The following is an 18847-nucleotide window of genomic DNA, read 5'->3' on the forward strand; positions in this document are numbered from 1 at the left end:
TAGGGGGAATAGATACAATGCTTAGAAAACGCAATTGGAGTTTGTTGCTAATTATGACATTAGTCTTATCTATGTTTTTAGCAGCATGTGCAGGTGGAAGTAGTGATTCTGAGGAAGATAAAAACTCAAATGAATCTGATACCACCACAAACGAGAATGGATCAGACTTGGTTATCGCAACTCTATCTGATGCAGCTAAACTTGATCCACATCTTACAACCGACGTCCCGTCATATAACGTCCTAATCAACATGTTTGATGGACTCGTCAAGAAAGATAAAGACGACCAAATCGTTGAAAACCTTGCAACTAATTGGGAAATCATTGACGATACAACATGGGTTTTTGAACTTCGTGATGACGTAACATTCCATGATGGAGAAGCGTTTAATGCGGAAGTTGTTAAGAAAAACTTTGAACGTATTTTAGATGAAAATATAGCTGCACCACGTGCATTTATTTTCGAGATGATCACTGATATTGAAGTACTTGATGAATATAAAGTACAAATTACAACAGAGTTTCCATTTGCGCCATTGCTAGCGCACCTAAGTCACCCAGTTGGTGCAATGGTTAGTCCGAAATCAATTGACGAAGACTATGCTGCAATGGAAGAAGGAAAAGAACCTGGCAGCGTCATTAATGCGCATCCAATTGGAACTGGTTTCTTCAAATTTGACAAATGGGATCACGGAACAGAAGTTAAACTAGTAAAAAATGATAATTACTGGGGTCAAGAAGTTCAACTTAACTCTGTAACGTTTAAAGCGATTCCTGAAGGCGGTACAAGATTAGCAGAACTTGAAACAGGTTATGCGCATTTAATCGAACCAGTCCAGCCGAGCGAAGTTGTTTTAGTCGAGGACTCCGATAATGCTTTTATCGATGAAAGACTATCTTCTTCACTTGCCTATGTTGGATTTAACCTAGAAAAGGAACCTTTCGACAATAAATTAGTGCGTCAGGCTGTAACAATGCTGATTAGTCAAAATGATATTATTGAAGGTATTTACGAAGGACATGGTTTAGCAGCAACCGGACCACTAGCACCTGGTGTGTTCGGACATGCTGAAAATCTTAAACCACTTCCTCACGATCCAGATAAAGCATTAGAGTTACTAAAAGAAGCTGGTTATGAAGATGGATTTAAAACAACAATTTGGACGAATGACAATCAACAACGTATGGATATGGCGGTCTTAATCCAAGAAGCATTAAAGCAAGCAAATATTGAGGTTGATATTGAAATCGTCGAGTGGGGTGCTTATTTAGACAAGACCGCTAACGGTGAGCACGATATGTTTATCCTAGGACTAACAAATCCAGTCGGAGATGCAGACTATTTCCTTTCACAATTATTCCACTCGGAAAATAAAGGCGTATCTGGAAACCGTACTTTCTATGAAAATCCGGAAGTAGATAAGTTATTAGTAGAAGCTAGACAAGAAATTGACGAAAATAAACGTCAAGAACTGTATACGACAATTCAAGAAATTCTAATTGAAGACGCTCCGATGATGTATGTTCATCACCAAGCCTACTTATCAGGTGTAAGCAATTCAGTTGAAAATTATTGGATTGATCCATCAGGATACTATAAATTACAAGACGTTACTTTTAAAGAATAATATTATTTGGTGAAAAACTCGTAATACGTCAAGTATTACGAGTTTTTTATTTTTCCAATTGTACAAATCATTTTTTTATGCTATATTTCTTTTAGCTGTTATAAAACTATTTCTATTTTTACAACAGTCGATAAAAAGAATGGAGGATTTTACATTATGAAAGAGAAAAGTAGATTAAAATGGCTTTTCGTCATGATTTTAGCGTTGTCTTTCGTCCTTGCAGCATGTGCTGGCGGATCTGATTCTGGCGACAAAGACAATGACAAAACAGATGGTGACAATGGAGAAGCAACAGAAAGTACTGTTGAGGGCGGCGATTTAGTCCTTGCGGTTCTATCAGATGCATCCTCATTAGATCCAGCTGGTTCTAACGATGTACCATCATCAGTTGTACAGGCAAATATTTATGAAACACTTGTTAATCGTGATGACGAAAATAACATCGTTGAAGGATTAGCGGTTGATTGGGAAACAATCGATGAAACAACATATGAATTCAAACTTCGCGAAGGGGTTACATTCCATGATGGAGAGCCTTTCAATGCCGAAGCGGTTAAAGCAAACTTAGATCGTATTCTTGATAAAGAAGTTGCTTCACCACGTTACTTCCTATTTGAAATGATTGCTAACGTTGAAGTTGTGGATGAGTATACGGTTCGTATTACGACTGAATATCCGTTCGCACCATTGTACGCACACCTTTCCCATAACGGTGGCGGAATGGTAAGCCCTAAATCTATTGAAGCAGACTACGCTGCGATGAAAGAAGGACAAGACCCAGGTACTGTTATTTCTGAAAATCCAGTTGGAACTGGTTACTTCAAATTTGAAAGTTGGAACCCTGGTAATGAAATTAAACTCGTTAAAAACGATGACTATTGGGGCGAGAAAGTCCACATTGATACTGTAACATTTAAAGTTATTCCTGAAAGTACAACACGTAATGCTGACCTTGAGCGTGGATTCGTACACGTGACAGATCCAGTTCAACCAATTGAAGTTGAAGAAATTAATGCAGGAGATTATGCAAAGGTTTTACAAAAACCATCTTCAAGCTTATCTTACATCGGATTTAATGCTGAAAAAGAACCTTTCAACGATCCGAAAGTACGTCAAGCAATCTCAATGATGGTAAACAAAGAAGAAATCATTCAAGGTGTTTACGAAGGCATTGGAATTCCGGCTGTCGGACCTTTAGCGCCAAGCGTGTTCGGCTACAACGGAGATTTAGAACCACTTAATTACAATGTAGAAGAAGCAAAGAAGTTAATGGAAGAAGCAGGCTATGCTGATGGCTTTTCAACAACAATTTGGACGAATGACAGCCCACAACGTATTGACATGGCAATCATTCTTCAAAACAGCCTAAAAGAGCTTAATATCGATGCAAAAGTTGAGCAAATGGAATTTGGAACGTACTTAGACAAAACTGCTCAAGGTGAACATGATATGTTTGTCCTTGGCTGGTCTAACCCTACAGGAGATGCAGACTACGGAATGTACGCACTGTTCCATTCATCTCAAAAAGGAAACCCAGGAAACCGTACATTCTACGAAAACCCAGAAGTAGACAAGCTACTTGATGAAGGTCGTCGTGAATCTGACCCTGAAAAACGTATTGAAATCTACAACAAGATCCAAGAACACCTAATTGAAGATGCGCCAATGGTTTACATCCATCACCAAGAGTACCTATTAGGAGTTAGCAACAAAATCACAGGCTTCGAAATCGACGAATCAGGAATCTACCAACTACAAAACGTTAAATTTGTAGAATAATTATAATAAAAAATCACCTAACTGTTTGAGTGACAGTTAGGTGATTTTTTATTTTGAAGCTTCTTTATTCTTCTTTCCTCTACGGAAAATCGTAAATAATAAAGCGAAAAACAATGTGTAGACTAGAATTGAAGCGATTAAATACGGGGTATTATACCCTTTATCTTCATCAGCAATATAAACTTCTGCTAGTTCTCTCTCTAACACGACTCGATACTTCCCGTCTTTTGACTGTCGGACCGAATCAGCCTCCAATAAGCCGCGTAGCCTTTTGTTTTCACCAATTTTCTCCTCATCAATTTCCAAGTTGGCAACTTCTGAAGTATTATTTATGACGATTAGCCAAGTTTCCTCGTCTGATGTTCGTGTGAAAACCGTAAAACCATTTTCGTTATGTAACATTTCAAATTCGCCATTTCGAAGCGTTTCTGACTGATTGCGTAATTTATTTAAATCGGCGATATGATCATATAATTCCGTATCTGTTTTAAAATTAACGATTGGATGCGTTTCAGGGGCTTCTTTTCCAGTGATCGCGATTTCACTTTCATAAGGCATCATCGGTACACCTGGTAATGTAAATAAAGCCGTTGCTGCAATCTTCCACCTCGTCGGAGGGAACATTCGCAGCTGCGTCATTTCGTATGTAAAACGAGGTCCTGTTAATTCGTCCAGTTGGATTAAATCAGTTGCATTTTCATCTTCAAATAAATTTAAAGGCGCGGAATCTGGATCAACTTGGACATACGCTTGTTTTAAAGCATTCATTTTCTCAATTTGCGGTGCTAAATCAAACTGAGCTGTTGAAGGCTCGTTCGATAATATATAAAGTCCTTGGTTAATTTCTTTTGCCTCAGTAATGATTTCATTTAAATACGATTCGTCAAAGTTCCCAATATGCGTTAATCGAATTCCCGCAACATCATATTTTTTGGCGAATGAAAGAATCGCTTCTTTTAACGTTTCTTTCACCTTATCATCTGTTGTGACCCAGCTAGCAGTCCCTTCCCCAGTTGGGATAGATTCGAGGGTGCCGTCTTGTATCCAGACATGCGTATCACTTATCCCATTCATAGGAAAATCAATAATTGTCCCTATGTTTTTCTCATGCAAGACTTTAATCATGTCGATAAATTCTTCTTCAGTTCCAAAATGAGGGTCAAACTCCTCGTAATTCAGCACTTGATTGCCGTCATATGTAGCTGTTTTAAATACTGGTCCGATTGAAGCGAGTGTGAATCCCATATTCGCAATATAATCGACCTTTTCACTAATACCTGCGAAGTCTCCCCCGCTAAATGCATACATGTCCTTTACATCTACATCTTCATCATTATGTAAGTTCCCATCATGAAAACGATCAACGAGCAAATCGTAAATACTTTCATCTTGCAGTGAGCGTTTATTCTCCGCAAAAGCAGATGATGGATGTACGATAGATACCACTAATAGAATTGACATCATAATTGTTAGCCATCTAGTTCTTTTCATATAAAAAGCCTCCTTAAAGAGCTATTCTTCAGTCATTTTACCAAATGCGTTAGAATGCCGCCATGTATTCAGGCATAATAATGGAATACAGTGATGAATTAGGGCGAATATGTGACTAGATTCGTGGGGCACCATTCACCTATACTTTTATTCTCACAAAAAAACTACCTATGCATGTTTCGCAAATAGGTAGTTTCTTATTTTCATAAATCTTTACGCTAAGAAATTCAATCCAACTGGTAATTTAAAACCTAGGTATAACGTTATAAATAATACGATGGCGAAAATAATCCATAATGTAGATACATTTCTTCCTTTATTCGCACGCACGATGATCATTTCCATCAAAGCAATGACAATCAATCCAACTAAAAACTTCACACCGTACAATGCACTGTCTAGACTTGAATATCTCATAAATAATAGGAAACCCGATAGTAAGATAAGTACATAAAATAAACGAGCAATCATATGTGTGATTTTTCGACCTTTAGACCCTTTTGCCATTGCAGCTGTAATCACAAATAAAACTACGCCAACTATCCATGAAAATAAATGCAAATGTGTTGAATCCGATAATACGTCCAAAACTTTCACCTCATCAAGTATGTATTCCTATATTAGTGTATCATAAATATGGGAATTAACGTAAGATTTTACACTTTGACAAAGCGGTTAGATAGGGTTCCAATTCCCTCTATCGAAATTTTTACCGTGTCGCCCTCTTTTAAATAGGACGGCGGATTCATCCCTTTACCGACTCCTGCTGGCGTTCCGGTTAATATGACATCTCCCGGTTCTAATGTGACAAAACGGGAAACTTCCGCAAGAATATCTTCTATTTTATAGATCATCTTATCTGTTTGGCTGCTTTGACGCACTTCGTCATTTACCTTTGTCACAATCGCTAAATCATTGGGATTCGGAATTTCATCTTTGGTAACTAGATAAGGTCCCATCGGACAAGATCCATCTAAACTTTTACCAAGAAAAAATTGACCGTGAGCCGTTTGAATATCACGTGCGGTTACATCATTGGCAATTGTATAGCCAAAAATGTGGTCATACGCTAATTGAGTTGGAATATTTCTTCCTTCTTTACTAATAACGACAGCCAATTCTCCTTCGTAATCGAGATTATCTGTCACATCGGCATGGATCGGCAAGTCTTGTTCATCCGCTGCAATCGTCGTTGGTGATTTTGTGAAAATCATTAATTTCTCCGGCGGCGCCTCGTCTCCCATTTCAGTCGCATGGTCCAAGTAATTCTTTCCAACACAAAGAATGTTTTTCGGCGTACGCGGAATCGGTGATAGCCATTCAATCTCTGTAAAAGCGTATTTATATTGGATATTTTCTTCCTTTTCTGCTCGTTCAACCATTTTACGGATTTTCTCCACAAAATCTAAACCAGAAGCAATACCTTCTATGATTGTTTTCGGAAATTGAGTTTGCTCATAGTGCTTGGCAAGGGCCAACACATCCCATACCGCTTCTTCTCTTTTCACCTTTGGCCCAAACAACGTTACCCCATTGTATTTGAACGACAATAACTTCATTTCTGGTCCAGCTCCCTCATCTAGTTTTCTCTCTATTTATTCTAATACGACAAGTCATGACCGAAATCCTTTTATTTTGACAAATTCTTTCCGTACGTCCCAAAACGCCATAGCGCTTCTATAGGACCCATACGGAATTTTGACAGCCAAAGCTGTGCGAAAATCAGTTGAATGACAAATACACCAATTGCAATAAAAGTACCTGTCAATACATCAACTTTTCCGTATAAACCTAGTCCGTAAGAATAAAAAATAACTGTCGCAATCACCGACTGAGAAAGATACGTCGTTAATGACATCCTACCTGCTTTTCCGACAGGTCTAGAAATCGTCCGAAATCTAGATGAATTGCATAGTAATAACAATATCGCCATATATCCAGCAGCCAAGATAACTCCGCCAAACGTATCTTGTAATTGCACTAAATCATAAGTCGGTTGACCAATATGAGGAAGTGCTTTTATCCAGACGCCAATTGCTGTTGCAAGGACTGCCACAATCACGAGTCTACCTTTAATTTCATTTGCACGCTCTATGATTTTCCACTTAGACATCGCAGCACCTAACATAATGATGGGCAACACTATAAAGAATCCGAGTAAAGTGCTTCCGAGTCCATAAAAAAGCCATTCAATCGCTCGAAAAGAAAAAATTTCTCCGAATGAACCATTTGCAAAAACTTCAATAGACCGTTCAATTTTCTCTGTATCTGCGAACCCCTCAACAAAAGTATTCGGATTCGTTTTGACAATGAATTTTGTAATGAGATAGAGAACTCCAGCTGGTATCGTATAGAGTACAATCGCAAAAGGCGTTAACCATTTCGCTGGAATTCGAACGAAAATAATAAGTAAGAATCCCATCGTTGCATAAGAAAATAACACATCGCCTGACCAAATGAACAATGCATGGATGAGGCCAAATGCTAATAGTATCGCAAGTCGCTTTGACATCATGCGAGCAAATGATTTATTTCTCGCAACGGCTTTCTCATATTGCATATTTATTCCGTAACCGAAAAGAAAAGCAAATATCGGATAAAAACTTCCTTGCACAAAAATGTCTATCCAGCGAAAAGTTGCGGCATCACTCCCCGCAGTAAAATAAGTATACGGGTCTAAATAGAAATAAGGCGTGTGAAACAGTAGCATATTCGCGATAAAAATCCCTAATAATGCAAACCCTCTCGTAATATCAAGGGCTTCTATCCGGTTATCTGGTGTTATTGGCGTAAGTTTCACAGATTTTTGTCCCCCTGAATTGGTATCGTTTTGCCCCCATCAAACAGATAAAGCACCATTTCTTTAATCGTTATATTTAAAATCGATTCAATGGCTCGTTTATATAAATTGAGTTGAATCCCATAACGATTATCCATTTCCTGATCAATTGCTTCTTCGGATTGGAAAAGTCCATGAATACGGTCGGTTTTATAATCGAGCAACACCCATCCGTCTTCTTCTTGGAATAAGCAGTCTGCGATTCCTTGCAAGATTTGATAATCTCCGCCGCCATCATACGCATACGTAAACGGCAATTCACGATAAATTTTAGAAGCATTCATAAGTCTTGCGGATATAGCTGTTTCATAAAACTGTACAACAGCTTCCCTATCGACTGCCGCCCCTTCTTCATTCGTTAACAATTGCTTATGGACTAACGTTTCGACTAACTGCTCTATCTCTTCAATCGTTTGCGGTTTATTCAGGTTTACTTGTTGCATCATTGTATGCATCGCTGTCCCAATTTCCGCTGGTGAAAGTGTTCGAGACTGCATAAACGCTGGACGGCTATGTAAATAAGCCGTGCTCACTTCATTTGCCGGCGCTAAGATAGCTGTATCATCTTGTTGTTGCGCTAAAATCGCCAATCTTTTAAGTTCACTAACCGTTTGTTTAGAACGCTTCAATGTAGATGAAAGATATGGATATTCCCATTCAAAACGGTGTTTGACTTCCTTATAATCTTCTTCATCAAAGGTTGGCGGCATCGGCTTTTCGAGGGACTCATCTACTTCTGCCAAAGCATCTTCTTCGGCTTCGGTCACTTCCAAACCTTGGGATGGCAACATATCAATTTGCCATTTCGATTCATCTGTCATAAATCGTCCACCTGGCAATAGATCAAATTTATCAAAAGCCGGATGTCTCGCGATTGCAGGTCCAATCCAATCTAAATAACGATTCGCCCGAGAACGTGTATACTCTGGAAGCATCAGCATTGGGTCAGTTAACTGGGCATCTTGCCATTTCCCCATTTCTTTTTCAATATCTTTCACGGAGGCGATTAACGATAAATACTCCTTCGCTCTCGTCATCGCAACATATAAAATACGCATTTCTTCCGCACGCATTTCGAGTTCTTTCTTTTCCTTGATTGCCAAAAACGGAAGGGATGTATACGTAATTCGATTATCTGGATCCACAGCTTTTACCGCCAACCCAAAATGCTGGTCGAATAAATACGCTTCCCTCAAATCCATTTTATTAAATTGGCGACCGACACCAGCAATAAAGACATACGGAAACTCTAATCCTTTAGATGAATGAATCGTCATTAACCGTACAACGTCTTCCTGTTCAGTAAGCGCACGCGCTTCTCCAAAATCATCCCCACGTTTTTTCATTCTGTCGATAAAACGAAGAAAACGAAATAGTCCTCGGAATGATGTTTTCTCATAGTCAATTGCACGGTCATGCAGTGCTCGAAGATTCGCTTGTCGCTGCCTTCCATTCGGCATTGCCCCGACCATTTCATAATAATACGTATCTGTATACACTTGCCAAATCAGATCCGATAATGAACCTCTGCGTGCTAAATCACGCCAGTCATTAAATTGTGTGAAAAAGCGTTGCAGCTTTTCTTGTGTTGCCGGTTCAATTCCAGAACCGCCCGTTGCGACAAATCGTTTTAACGCTTCAAAAAACGGTTCATTCGGTGCCGCTAACCGCACTTTTGCCAGTTCATTTTCCGTCAACCCAATAAATGGTGAACGGAGTACAGAGGCTAGCGGGATATCTTGATAGGGATTATCAATGACACGTAATGTATTTAACATAATCATCACTTCAAGTGCATCAAAATAGCCTTTCGATAATTCCGCGTAGATTGGGATTCCTGCAAGCTTAAACTCTTCCACGATTTCGCTCGACCACGTCATCGAACGCATTAATATGACTATGTCCCGGTATTCAAGCGGTCTTCGTTCATTCGAAAATGCATCCGTTACTTCGGCGCCAGATTCCATTAACTTCTTAATTTCTTGAATAATCATCCGGGCTTCTACTTGTGAACTTTTCAAACTTTGCCCTGTTAATTCTGCTTCAAATTCACTTTGTTCATCTTCCATTTCTTCGTAAAGCACCTTCAAGTGAACTGGCACTTCTTTTTCTGGATACTGGGCGCCATATTTAAGTGCAGCCGCATCATCGTATTCAATTCCTCCGACACGCATCCCCATGACTTGTGAAAATATATAGTTCGTCGCATCGAGCACTTCTTTCCGACTTCTAAAGTTTGCATTTAAATCTATTTTAAGGCCCGCATCACTTACTTCATTCGTAAAGCGGCTATATTTCTCCAGAAAGAGATTCGGTTCTGCTAATCGGAAACCGTAAATGGATTGTTTAACATCCCCAACCATAAATAAGTTTCCATCTGCTTCCCCGCCACTTTTTACAAGGCTAATAATTGTTTCTTGTAATGTATTCGTATCCTGATATTCATCGACCAATACTTCAGCAAATTTCTGTCGGTACCCCATTGCAATTTCTGATGGCACTAACTGGCCCTCTTGCTCTTCCGATAAAATGCGTAGCGCATAGTGTTCTAAATCAGAAAAATCGACAATGCCACGTTCTATTTTCAATTGTTCATACCGCTTGCCAAATTCAATGACAAGCGCAACTAACTTATGCATAGACGGCGCCATCAATGTAATTTCATCAAGTAATCTTTGCGGTGGACGTAAAAAGTAAGCTTCTCTTACATCCGTTACGATTTTTTTCACATCGTCTCGAATCGACCTAGCGCGTGTAGCCAACGCTTCATCGCACGTCCCTTTTCGAATCGCACCCGCACGCACCCATTTCAATGTACCAAAAAATTCATAGGTTTCTTCCCACGTGCCCGTTCTAGTTCGGCGAATCGCTTCATCGATCCACTGTAAATCAGCTTCCGCAGTTTTAATTAACGGCTCCGGACCGTCCGGCATCTCGGCAATGCGCCTCATTTCGCCGATAAGTGCGGCCGCTTCTTCAAGCGAATAACGAATCGTCATTTTCAATGGGTCAATAAACGATAAGTCGTCAACAGCTTGAATATCCTCAATTTCATATTGGGCAGGTACACGATACAACCACTCTTCTGGCTGTGGATGGACACGAGAATAGTCATATAATCGACTAATTAATGTCTCGATTAATTGATCATCACGATCGGTTGTAAAACTATCTGCCAACCGGTACATCGCTTCCGGTTCTGCCGCGCTGTATGCTTGTTCCAACACATCACTTAACGCATCGTCACGTAGTAAAGCAGCTTCTGAACTATCTGCCACTCTGAAACCTGGATCGATATCTAATAAATAAGCATATTGACGTACAACATTTTGACAAAATGAATGCAGCGTAGAAATTTGCGCTTTATTTAACAAGTTTAACTGTCTTCTTAAATGTACCGCTTCAGGATTTTTGGCAATCTCTTCCTCTAATGCTTCCCCCATTCGCTGTCTCATCTCCGCAGCTGCCGCATTTGTAAACGTAACGACAAGTAATTGGTCCACGTCAATCGGATTTTCTTCATCGATTACTTTCTCAATCATCCGTGTTATGAGTACTTTTGTTTTCCCCGAACCTGCCGCAGCTGAGACGAGAATATCTTGTCCTTTTGCCCAAATCGCCTTCCATTGATCATCTGTAAACGTAACATTTTCTGGCTTAATCGGTATGTTCATCAGCCGCCACCTCCTCACGCATTTTTTCTAACGACGTTTCAGCATCGAGTAGCTCATATTGTCGATATGTTTGGTTCGGATCAGTTGGATCGAACTGACAAACCGAACGATACGAACAAAATTGACAAGGCATACGATCTTTTAATTTATATGGATACACACGTGTATCGCCAAGTAACATTGCATTGCCAGCTTTTTGATGCCTTGACTTCACATACGTGCGCATCATTTGTAAATCTTCTGGTGCCAAGACTTTCGATCGTTTTGTAAATGAACCATCCTTTCGAAAAGCAGCAGGCACAATTGTAGATGAATTCCCTATATTGATGTCCATCCCTTCGACAACTTCCGGATGTTCTAATAAATAGCCACGCATTTTATAAGACTTTGCGATTTCCGCTTCTAATCGTTCACGAGATAATTCTTCTCCTGGTCGAATCATTGGATTATGGACGTGCATATATAAAATTCCAGCTGGGTCTGCATCGAACCCTAGTAGTTCATCTGCATATTCCAGTGCAACATCTAAATAGGTCAACATTTGTAAGGATAATCCATAATATACTTCAGCAAGTTCTAAATCCCTTGCCGATGATTTATAATCAACCACACGTAAATAATTTCTACCTTTTATTTCAGTCGTATCGATGCGATCAATTCGGCCACGTAACTTCATTGATTGACCGCTTCGAAGAGGGATTTCCAGTGATGGTAATTGTTCACCGGGCCCAAACCCAGCTTCAATGGCTACCGGTTTAAATACTGTCGATTTTGATTGTGTACTTAATGAATAAATCGTACGTTGAATAATTTGAACGAGCTTCCGCTGAATGTACATATATCGGCTCGTCGACAATAAAATGCGATTGAAGAAATACGGTGTAATTTCCTCAACTGCCTGTCTTGCTATTTGCCAACATTCTTCTTTTGTTAATTCATCCCATGACTTGCCTAGACGCATCACTTCATCAGAAATCCACTTTAAGGCCGCGTGGAATAAATCGCCAATCGCCGGGGCTTCTAACGTATATTCGGATCGTTCTTCGAGTTTCAGCCCAAACGAAGCATAATGTTGAAACGGACAACTATAATAAGATTCAATACGAGAAACACTTGTCACAAATGATTCGCCGTATAAACCAGCGGTCATTTCTGGTTGCAATCGGTCCGTTTGATTGCCTTTTACCATTGGACGGCTAATACGACCGATGACAGGGTTCCATAACATATCTTTTTTATAATAAGCGAGTACTGCTTGCCACTCTTTCGTAATATCAATATGACGCATTGCTTCTTTGAGCTTAATTGCTGCAAAAGGCAATGTTGCACGCGGATGACTAATGTATTGGAAATTGTCTCCCTCTGCTGATACGTCAAATGGGTCCAATGTTGCTTGCACAACCGTGCAATCCGTCAATATTTGTTCGATTCTTGCAATATATAACGATGGAATGAGTGCTTTTCCTTCCTCGTCTGCAATCGGATAAGACACGTATAATTTTTCACGTGCTGAAGTAAATGCACGGTAAGCCATATAGGTTTCATCCATCAATTTCATTTTCGATGTAGGTGCTAACTCGAAACCAATTCCGGCAAACCATTCACGGTCTGCATCTGATAAGATCCCTTCATTATCCACCCTTTGAGGCAGGACGCCTTCATTCACACCAAGCACAAACACCGCATCTGTATTCATTAAATTAGATAGTTCAATCGTTGAAACGGTTACTTGATCAAGTGACGGTGGAATTCGCGTAAATTCTAACGAATCAAATCCTTCATCTAATATCTTTGCGGCTTCTGTGAGGCGCATTTCCTTATCGCCAAACATGAGCACAAACTGGTCCAATACTTGAATCCATTCATTCCATGCCTGTTCGTGTTCTGTTGCACCTAAAAGTCGTCCAGCGCGTTCTTCTTCCGCTCGTAAATCGATAATTTTATCATAGACACGAAGTTCTTCCACTAAAGCAAACAACGCTTCGGCAACTGCTTGACCCTGTTTCGCACGTCGCAGTCGTTTCTCAAACTTTTTGAGTGGTGTCCGAATGACATCACGAATGAGATGAATTTCTTTTTCTAAAGCTAACTCTTTATCGGTCTGAACGTCCGTGTGTAATTCAAGTCCGCGATATCGTTTCACACGCCAACGTTTTTCATCAAACCATCTAGACCCCATGATTCCATGCGCCAACACATAGTTTTCAAGTCGATCCGCTCGTTCTCTCCAAAGTTCTACATGTTCGCCATGTGGGAAAAATAAATCTGTTTTCACAGCTCGAAAAATCGACTCAAATGACCAACCTGAAGTTATTGCTTCCAATACCGAACGAGAAAATTCGATTAACGGATGATGCAACATCGGCTTTTTCCTGCTAATAAATACAGGGATGTCATAATGAGGAAAAATCGTTTCTAGTAAAACGTCATATTTTTCCGGTTCACGATACAAGATGGCAATATCTTTATATCGTTTCCCTTCCATCGTTAGCCGACGGATTGTTCTTGCCACAGAATGGATTTCAGCACGTGGATCTGATGCTTCAATAATTGAAACATCCCCCTCTGCTTTCCTTGCAATTGCAGGGTACTGTTCGAATGTTGCTTCTAAATGTTTGAGGTCATCTGTTTTAAATCGCTTTGCCTCTGTAAAATGAACGATATCCTCTACTTCTACTGATTCTGCCCGGGCTAAGCCTCTAATTTGTTCATACGTTCGAACTGAATTGAAAAACAAATCATGATCGGCGTGTCCCGACAAATCTGCTTCCATTGGCAGGACAACCGTAACTCGACCGCTATATTTCATAAGTTCCGTAATGATTTCATATTCACGTGTCGTGAAATTTTCAAAACCGTCAATATAAATATGCGCCCCTTTAACGATGTCCGCATGTTTAATCTGCGAAGCAAGCAATGCTAAATGGCCTTCACTATCCACATATGATGTGCCTAATTTTTCTTCGATTTTAGTAAGCAATAACGATAAATCATTTGCTTTATCTAGTAATATTTGCGGCGAACCTGCTGATTCTAATTCATTGACTAGCTCATTCATCGTCTCAAAATCCAGACAATATCTACTAAACTCTTTCATCAAGTCGCCAATTTGTTCCGTAAAACCTCTTTTACTAGCAGCTTGCTTAAAAACTTTAAATTCACTTTGATTTTCTTCTAACACACTTCTTACGAGCATCCGATAGCCAAACCCATCGACCTCTTTACGCGTAATGCCCCCGGTTTCTTGCAAGATGCGCCAAGCAAGTCGTTTAAACGTCACAACTTGTGCACGAATAATGCCATTTAAGCCATAGTTTACGGATAAATTATGTTCCATAGAAAAAGACATTTGATCGGGTACAATGACGAAAATAGGTGTACCTAAAGGGTCTTGTTTCAACATTTCCGCAATCTCGGACTGAATAAACTGCGTCTTCCCTGAACCAGACCTACCTGTAATCAAACGCAACGACATGAGAATACCCCCTTTTTTTGTAAATGTTTTCGAGTTAAGTTCGTAAATAACCCTATCCTCAACAATGTTGATTTCCGTTCCGGGCGGACGCTTTCCGTGGGGCGTGCGGTGAGCCTCCTCAGTCGCTTCGCTCCCTGCGGGGTCTCACCTGTCACGCTAATCCCACTGGAGTCGCCGCCCTCCACTCCAATCAACAAAGATTCCTCTACATATAAATGATTAACAGGATATTAAACCTAATGTTCATTTTCTACTATTAAATATGCAATTATGGAATCGATTCTATATCCCACTTTTTTTTATCCCTCATAACCACTTATATCTAGGCATACATAGTAAATAGAATCCTATACTGTTTACAGCTGTGAACTCCCTTCAGTATACCAATCTTTCGAACCCAATCACAAACAGAACAAAAGGCTGCCATGAAAGTTATTTCATCAACTTTCTATGACAGCCTTTTATTTTATCATGTAGTTTAATCAGAATGATTTTCCTTTTTTTGTTTCGCAATATCTCTAAATTCAGCTTCTATTTTCTTAGTTAGGCGATGTTCTAAACGCTTCCCGATAAGCCAAAGTAGAAAGATGATAATGATGACAATTGCTGTTCGAATCGGTTGTGTTAACAATGCTTTTAAATCCGAGCCGATAAAACTAACTGTAAATATCATCACAAATTTCCCGGCCAATAAAGTTAAAAAGTAATGCTTTTTCTTAATATCTGATAAACCCGCAACTAAATTCACGAGTGCTGAAGGTGTAAATGGAAAACAAATAAATAAAAACAAAGGGCCAAACCCATTTCGCTCCACCCATTCAATCAACTTTTGAACGCGCGCTCTTTTCGTTAAAAAACGAAACACTCGAGCTTTTCCATATTTCCGAATGAGCAAAAATACGGCATAAGAACCGACTGACGTTCCAACCCACGATAATAGAAATCCATACCATAATCCATACGCACTTGCATTTGCGAAGACGAAAACAAACAACGGTAAAAACGGTAGAAATGATTCAATAAATGGAAAGAATAAGCCGATAAATGGACCCAATGCCCGGTAATGTCCGGATAGTTCAATTACTTTATCAACATCTAACCATTCATTCATCACATTCCCTCCTAAAAACATATAGGGTAAGCATACCCAATTTTGTTCTTTTATTGCTATTTTAATAATTATTTCACGAAACGTTTAGAAAGTATAGTATAATCAAGTTAATCATATACGAAAGTTGTGAAAATATGGAGAACAAAGACTTTTATGCTGGCTTAAAAGCTGGACTGAGTATCGCAATTGGATATTTCCCTGTTGCACTCACTTTTGGACTGCTCGCAAAAACAGCGGGACTCTCAATTATTGAAGCGACTGCAATGAGCATGTTTGTATATGCAGGTGCCTCCCAATACATAGCACTTAGCTTAATTGCCGCATCAGTGCATCCTTTATTAATTGTTACGAACACATTCATCGTCAATATTCGACATTTTTTAATGACCGCGTCTTTAAGTGAAAAAATGGTCCCCGAAAAACGATGGGTGAAAGCCGTTTATTCTTTTGGCATCACAGACGAAACATTTTCAGTCCTTGCGACGAGTAAAAAAGAAAAAATTACGACAGCCTATGCATTCGGTGTGGCACTGATTGCTTACGGCAGTTGGGTGATCTTTACCACTGTTGGCCATATCATCGGCGCAAATTTACCACTTTTCTTACAAGCCGCTATGTCCATCGCGCTCTATGCGATGTTTGTAGGACTACTCGTTCCCTCAATGAAAGGAAATCGAAAAGTTGTTATGCTTGCAGGACTAGCTGCGACGATACAAAGTTTCTTTTATTTCACTGGGTTATTGTCGACTGGATGGGCAATTCTCGTTTCGACACTAGTTGCGTCAATTGCCATTGAAATGGTCTATGTCAATCACGAGAAAAGAACGAAATCGACATATGTCAGGGAGGAGGGTGTTTAATGGGTGCAATCTATTGGTGGATGCTTTTAGGCATGGCGCTTGCCACTTATATTCCCCGAATGATCCCTCTCACATTTTTGGAAGGGAAAGAATTACCCCCAATTGTTTCTGGCGTACTGCGTAATATTCCTTATGCCGTTTTAGGTGCACTGATTTTTCCAGCAATTTTATTCGTCCAAGAAGGCAATCTCGTGTTTGGGATCATTGGGATGGTAGTGGCATTTTTAATCGCATTCTTAGGCGGCAGTGTTATGTCCGTCGTCCTCGGTACAATTGGCGTACTTGCGATTTATAGTTTATTCACATGAAAAGGACCGCTTTCGAAGAACCATGCTTTCAATTGAAGCGCACTCTCCAATTGACTAGCAGTTCCTAAAAGCGGTCTTTTTATTAAATTTCACGGTGGAATTATAAGGCTTAGTTGACTTGATGTTCTTCTTCCATATTCTCACGCGTTCGCTCAACCATCCGTTTCGCATACCAAAACCCAACCGTTAACGATAATGCATCGGCCGCGTAAAGTACCCAATTATGCGTATAACCTGCATAAACAGAAGCGGCAACGAGACTTAGCGTTAAAACTAACCCAACGACATGATGAAAAGTCACACGTGTAAAAAAAACGACGAGAAGTGCAGGCGCAAAAATTGCCAATAGTAATTTAGTAATGAATAAATCTATCAATTAACCTTACCTCTCATTCATCCATTTTATTTACTGAACGACTAAAATTCCGAGTCGATGATGATCATGTCGATAGACGACCTGTTGCATAAGCCTTACTTCTCCATCCTTATCCACAACTTGTAATCGACAATGCGCGGCATTTACTTGAATCGCATCATAAAGTTCTTTTTCATTATGGACAGGCAGGCCATTTACAGACTGAATACGTTCCCCTGGCAGTAGTCCCATTTTCTCACCGGGAGAATCGGGAATCACACCAGCAATCACGACGCCTTTAGACTGAGGCGCTAAAACATAACCGCCTCTTCGCTCCCGAATTGAGGCGACAACAGAAACAATCATTCTTCCCGCGACACCTGCCAACAAGGCAGCCCAACCTAAAACCGGCATCCACATCGCTGCGACTCCAGCCGCAATTACGACTACACCAATAAAAGCAATCGCTCGTCCAATTTGAGGAAATACATTCTCCGGAAAGCTAGCACGTGCAATTTGAGAAAACCCAATAACTAGCGGCACCGGTACAAACGTAAATGCACTTTCTCCAACTGTAAACTGAGGCCAATATGGCAGATAAGTGCCGATCATCTCACCAGGTACAAGAAATAAAACAGGAAGCAACCAAAGCCTCTTCGCTTTAAACACGCCAGCCTGAAGCCCTCGTTTCGTCTGAATTAAATGAGATGAATTATCCCGATGTCCATACTTATAAATAAGCAATCCTTCGGCAACAAGCAACATCCCTGTAATCACAGAAATCGTAATTGTTAACTCTCCAAAGAAATCGATTGCTGCTACTTCCCAACCGCGGAATCCGAAATCCTTGGCGAAATAGTTTATTGCATATAAACTAAAAAATGCGATTGTAGCAAAATAAACAGGGGAAGTTAATTTATAATTAAAAGTTAGGAGCGCAAGTATTGACAGTATACAAAAAAGCACTAACCAACCCGCATCCACCACAAGTCCAATTCCTGAAATAAGAATGGAAAGGACAATGGCGTGAAGCCAAGACTCAGATATAATTCGACGCAATTCAGTTAAACCTGGCAACATACGCACTCTAAAACTACGTCTCTCTCTTTTCACACGAAAGTATCCTAACAATACCGCGACAATTAACGCGATAATTAAAAGAGGATTAAGTAAAAAAAGTGAAACGGATAATAACACGTCACTGAATACTTCTTTTCCCATCATCCATCACCGTCCTATATCTAAAAAACAAGTTGACTCTATTGTATCAAATAATAACGTCACATGACGAGTAGAGAGCTATTTTCTTAATCATATACTTCAAACT

Annotated in this window: 13 protein-coding genes; 4 read left to right on the forward strand and 9 right to left on the reverse strand. The window is 39.9% G+C overall.

What is annotated here, in order from left to right; genetic code table 11:
* Positions 1 to 17 precede the first annotated feature (17 nt).
* Both BI350_RS13610 and BI350_RS13615 read left to right on the forward strand, forming a co-directional pair.
* Positions 18 to 1628, forward strand: coding sequence for a glutathione ABC transporter substrate-binding protein (locus tag BI350_RS13610; RefSeq protein ID WP_075528633.1), 1611 nt, complete (start codon positions 18 to 20; stop codon positions 1626 to 1628).
* A gap of 156 nt (positions 1629 to 1784) precedes the next feature.
* The gene (locus tag BI350_RS13615) at positions 1785 to 3407 is read left to right on the forward strand and encodes a glutathione ABC transporter substrate-binding protein (protein WP_075528634.1); all 1623 of its coding nucleotides are present in this window, start codon (positions 1785 to 1787) and stop codon (positions 3405 to 3407) included.
* 48 nt (positions 3408 to 3455) lie between these two features.
* On the opposite strand, the gene BI350_RS13620 is transcribed toward BI350_RS13615, so the two are convergent.
* From BI350_RS13620 to BI350_RS13650, 7 genes are all read right to left on the reverse strand, one after another.
* Positions 3456 to 4898 (reverse strand): alpha-amylase family glycosyl hydrolase, encoded by a 1443-nt coding sequence (locus BI350_RS13620; protein ID WP_075528635.1) that lies wholly within the window; start codon positions 4896 to 4898, stop codon positions 3456 to 3458.
* Positions 4899 to 5111: 213 nt separating this feature from the next.
* A complete protein-coding gene (locus tag BI350_RS13625; RefSeq protein WP_342672186.1) occupies positions 5112 to 5495 on the reverse strand; it encodes a YisL family protein in 384 nt (127 codons plus the stop codon).
* 59 nt (positions 5496 to 5554) lie between these two features.
* A complete protein-coding gene (locus tag BI350_RS13630; RefSeq protein WP_075528637.1) occupies positions 5555 to 6457 on the reverse strand; it encodes a fumarylacetoacetate hydrolase family protein in 903 nt (300 codons plus the stop codon).
* 71 nt (positions 6458 to 6528) lie between these two features.
* Entirely contained in the window at positions 6529 to 7698 is a 1170-nt protein-coding gene (locus BI350_RS13635; protein WP_075528638.1) for a DUF418 domain-containing protein, read from the reverse strand.
* A complete protein-coding gene (gene addA, locus BI350_RS13640; protein WP_075528639.1) occupies positions 7695 to 11411 on the reverse strand; it encodes a helicase-exonuclease AddAB subunit AddA in 3717 nt (1238 codons plus the stop codon). The genes BI350_RS13635 and addA overlap by 4 nt, the downstream gene beginning before the upstream one ends.
* Positions 11395 to 14886 (reverse strand): helicase-exonuclease AddAB subunit AddB, encoded by a 3492-nt coding sequence (gene addB / locus BI350_RS13645; protein ID WP_075528640.1) that lies wholly within the window; start codon positions 14884 to 14886, stop codon positions 11395 to 11397. Before addB ends, addA begins: the two co-directional genes overlap by 17 nt.
* A 478-nt stretch (positions 14887 to 15364) precedes the next feature.
* The gene (locus BI350_RS13650; protein ID WP_075528641.1) at positions 15365 to 15997 is read right to left on the reverse strand and encodes a TVP38/TMEM64 family protein; all 633 of its coding nucleotides are present in this window, start codon (positions 15995 to 15997) and stop codon (positions 15365 to 15367) included.
* Between the two features lie 134 nt (positions 15998 to 16131).
* Here BI350_RS13650 and BI350_RS13655 point away from each other — a divergent pair, with 134 nt between their 5' ends.
* On the forward strand, positions 16132 to 16857 hold the full coding sequence (locus BI350_RS13655; RefSeq protein WP_075528642.1) for an AzlC family ABC transporter permease: 726 nt from the start codon (positions 16132 to 16134) through the stop codon (positions 16855 to 16857).
* Positions 16857 to 17165 carry an AzlD domain-containing protein gene (locus BI350_RS13660; protein WP_075528643.1) on the forward strand — a complete coding sequence of 103 codons (309 nt, stop codon included), beginning with the start codon at positions 16857 to 16859 and terminating at the stop codon, positions 17163 to 17165. Before BI350_RS13655 ends, BI350_RS13660 begins: the two co-directional genes overlap by 1 nt.
* A 109-nt stretch (positions 17166 to 17274) precedes the next feature.
* Here BI350_RS13660 and BI350_RS13665 read toward each other — a convergent pair whose 3' ends face one another.
* Together BI350_RS13665 and BI350_RS13670 are read right to left on the reverse strand one after the other, a co-directional pair.
* Positions 17275 to 17538 (reverse strand): CsbA family protein, encoded by a 264-nt coding sequence (locus BI350_RS13665; protein WP_075529385.1) that lies wholly within the window; start codon positions 17536 to 17538, stop codon positions 17275 to 17277.
* Between the two features lie 33 nt (positions 17539 to 17571).
* Entirely contained in the window at positions 17572 to 18744 is a 1173-nt protein-coding gene (locus BI350_RS13670; protein WP_082295084.1) for a PDZ domain-containing protein, read from the reverse strand.
* Between the last annotated feature and the right edge of the window lie 103 nt (positions 18745 to 18847).

It is taken from the genome of Sporosarcina ureilytica, assembly GCF_001753205.1.
Lineage (GTDB): Bacteria > Bacillota > Bacilli > Bacillales_A > Planococcaceae > Sporosarcina > Sporosarcina ureilytica.

Excerpts from the sequence above, each read along its gene's own strand:
- BI350_RS13655 (WP_075528642.1), top strand. The coding sequence starts at position 16,132 with ATGGAGAACAAAGACTTTTATGCTGGCTTAAAAGCTGGACTGAGTATC.
- BI350_RS13630 (WP_075528637.1), bottom strand. The coding sequence starts at position 6,457 with ATGAAGTTATTGTCGTTCAAATACAATGGGGTAACGTTGTTTGGGCCA.
- addA (WP_075528639.1), bottom strand. The coding sequence starts at position 11,411 with ATGAACATACCGATTAAGCCAGAAAATGTTACGTTTACAGATGATCAA.
- BI350_RS13610 (WP_075528633.1), top strand. The coding sequence starts at position 18 with ATGCTTAGAAAACGCAATTGGAGTTTGTTGCTAATTATGACATTAGTC.
- BI350_RS13650 (WP_075528641.1), bottom strand. The coding sequence starts at position 15,997 with ATGAATGAATGGTTAGATGTTGATAAAGTAATTGAACTATCCGGACAT.
- BI350_RS13615 (WP_075528634.1), top strand. The coding sequence starts at position 1,785 with ATGAAAGAGAAAAGTAGATTAAAATGGCTTTTCGTCATGATTTTAGCG.
- addB (WP_075528640.1), bottom strand. The coding sequence starts at position 14,886 with ATGTCGTTGCGTTTGATTACAGGTAGGTCTGGTTCAGGGAAGACGCAG.
- BI350_RS13670 (WP_082295084.1), bottom strand. The coding sequence starts at position 18,744 with ATGATGGGAAAAGAAGTATTCAGTGACGTGTTATTATCCGTTTCACTT.
- BI350_RS13660 (WP_075528643.1), top strand. The coding sequence starts at position 16,857 with ATGGGTGCAATCTATTGGTGGATGCTTTTAGGCATGGCGCTTGCCACT.
- BI350_RS13620 (WP_075528635.1), bottom strand. The coding sequence starts at position 4,898 with ATGAAAAGAACTAGATGGCTAACAATTATGATGTCAATTCTATTAGTG.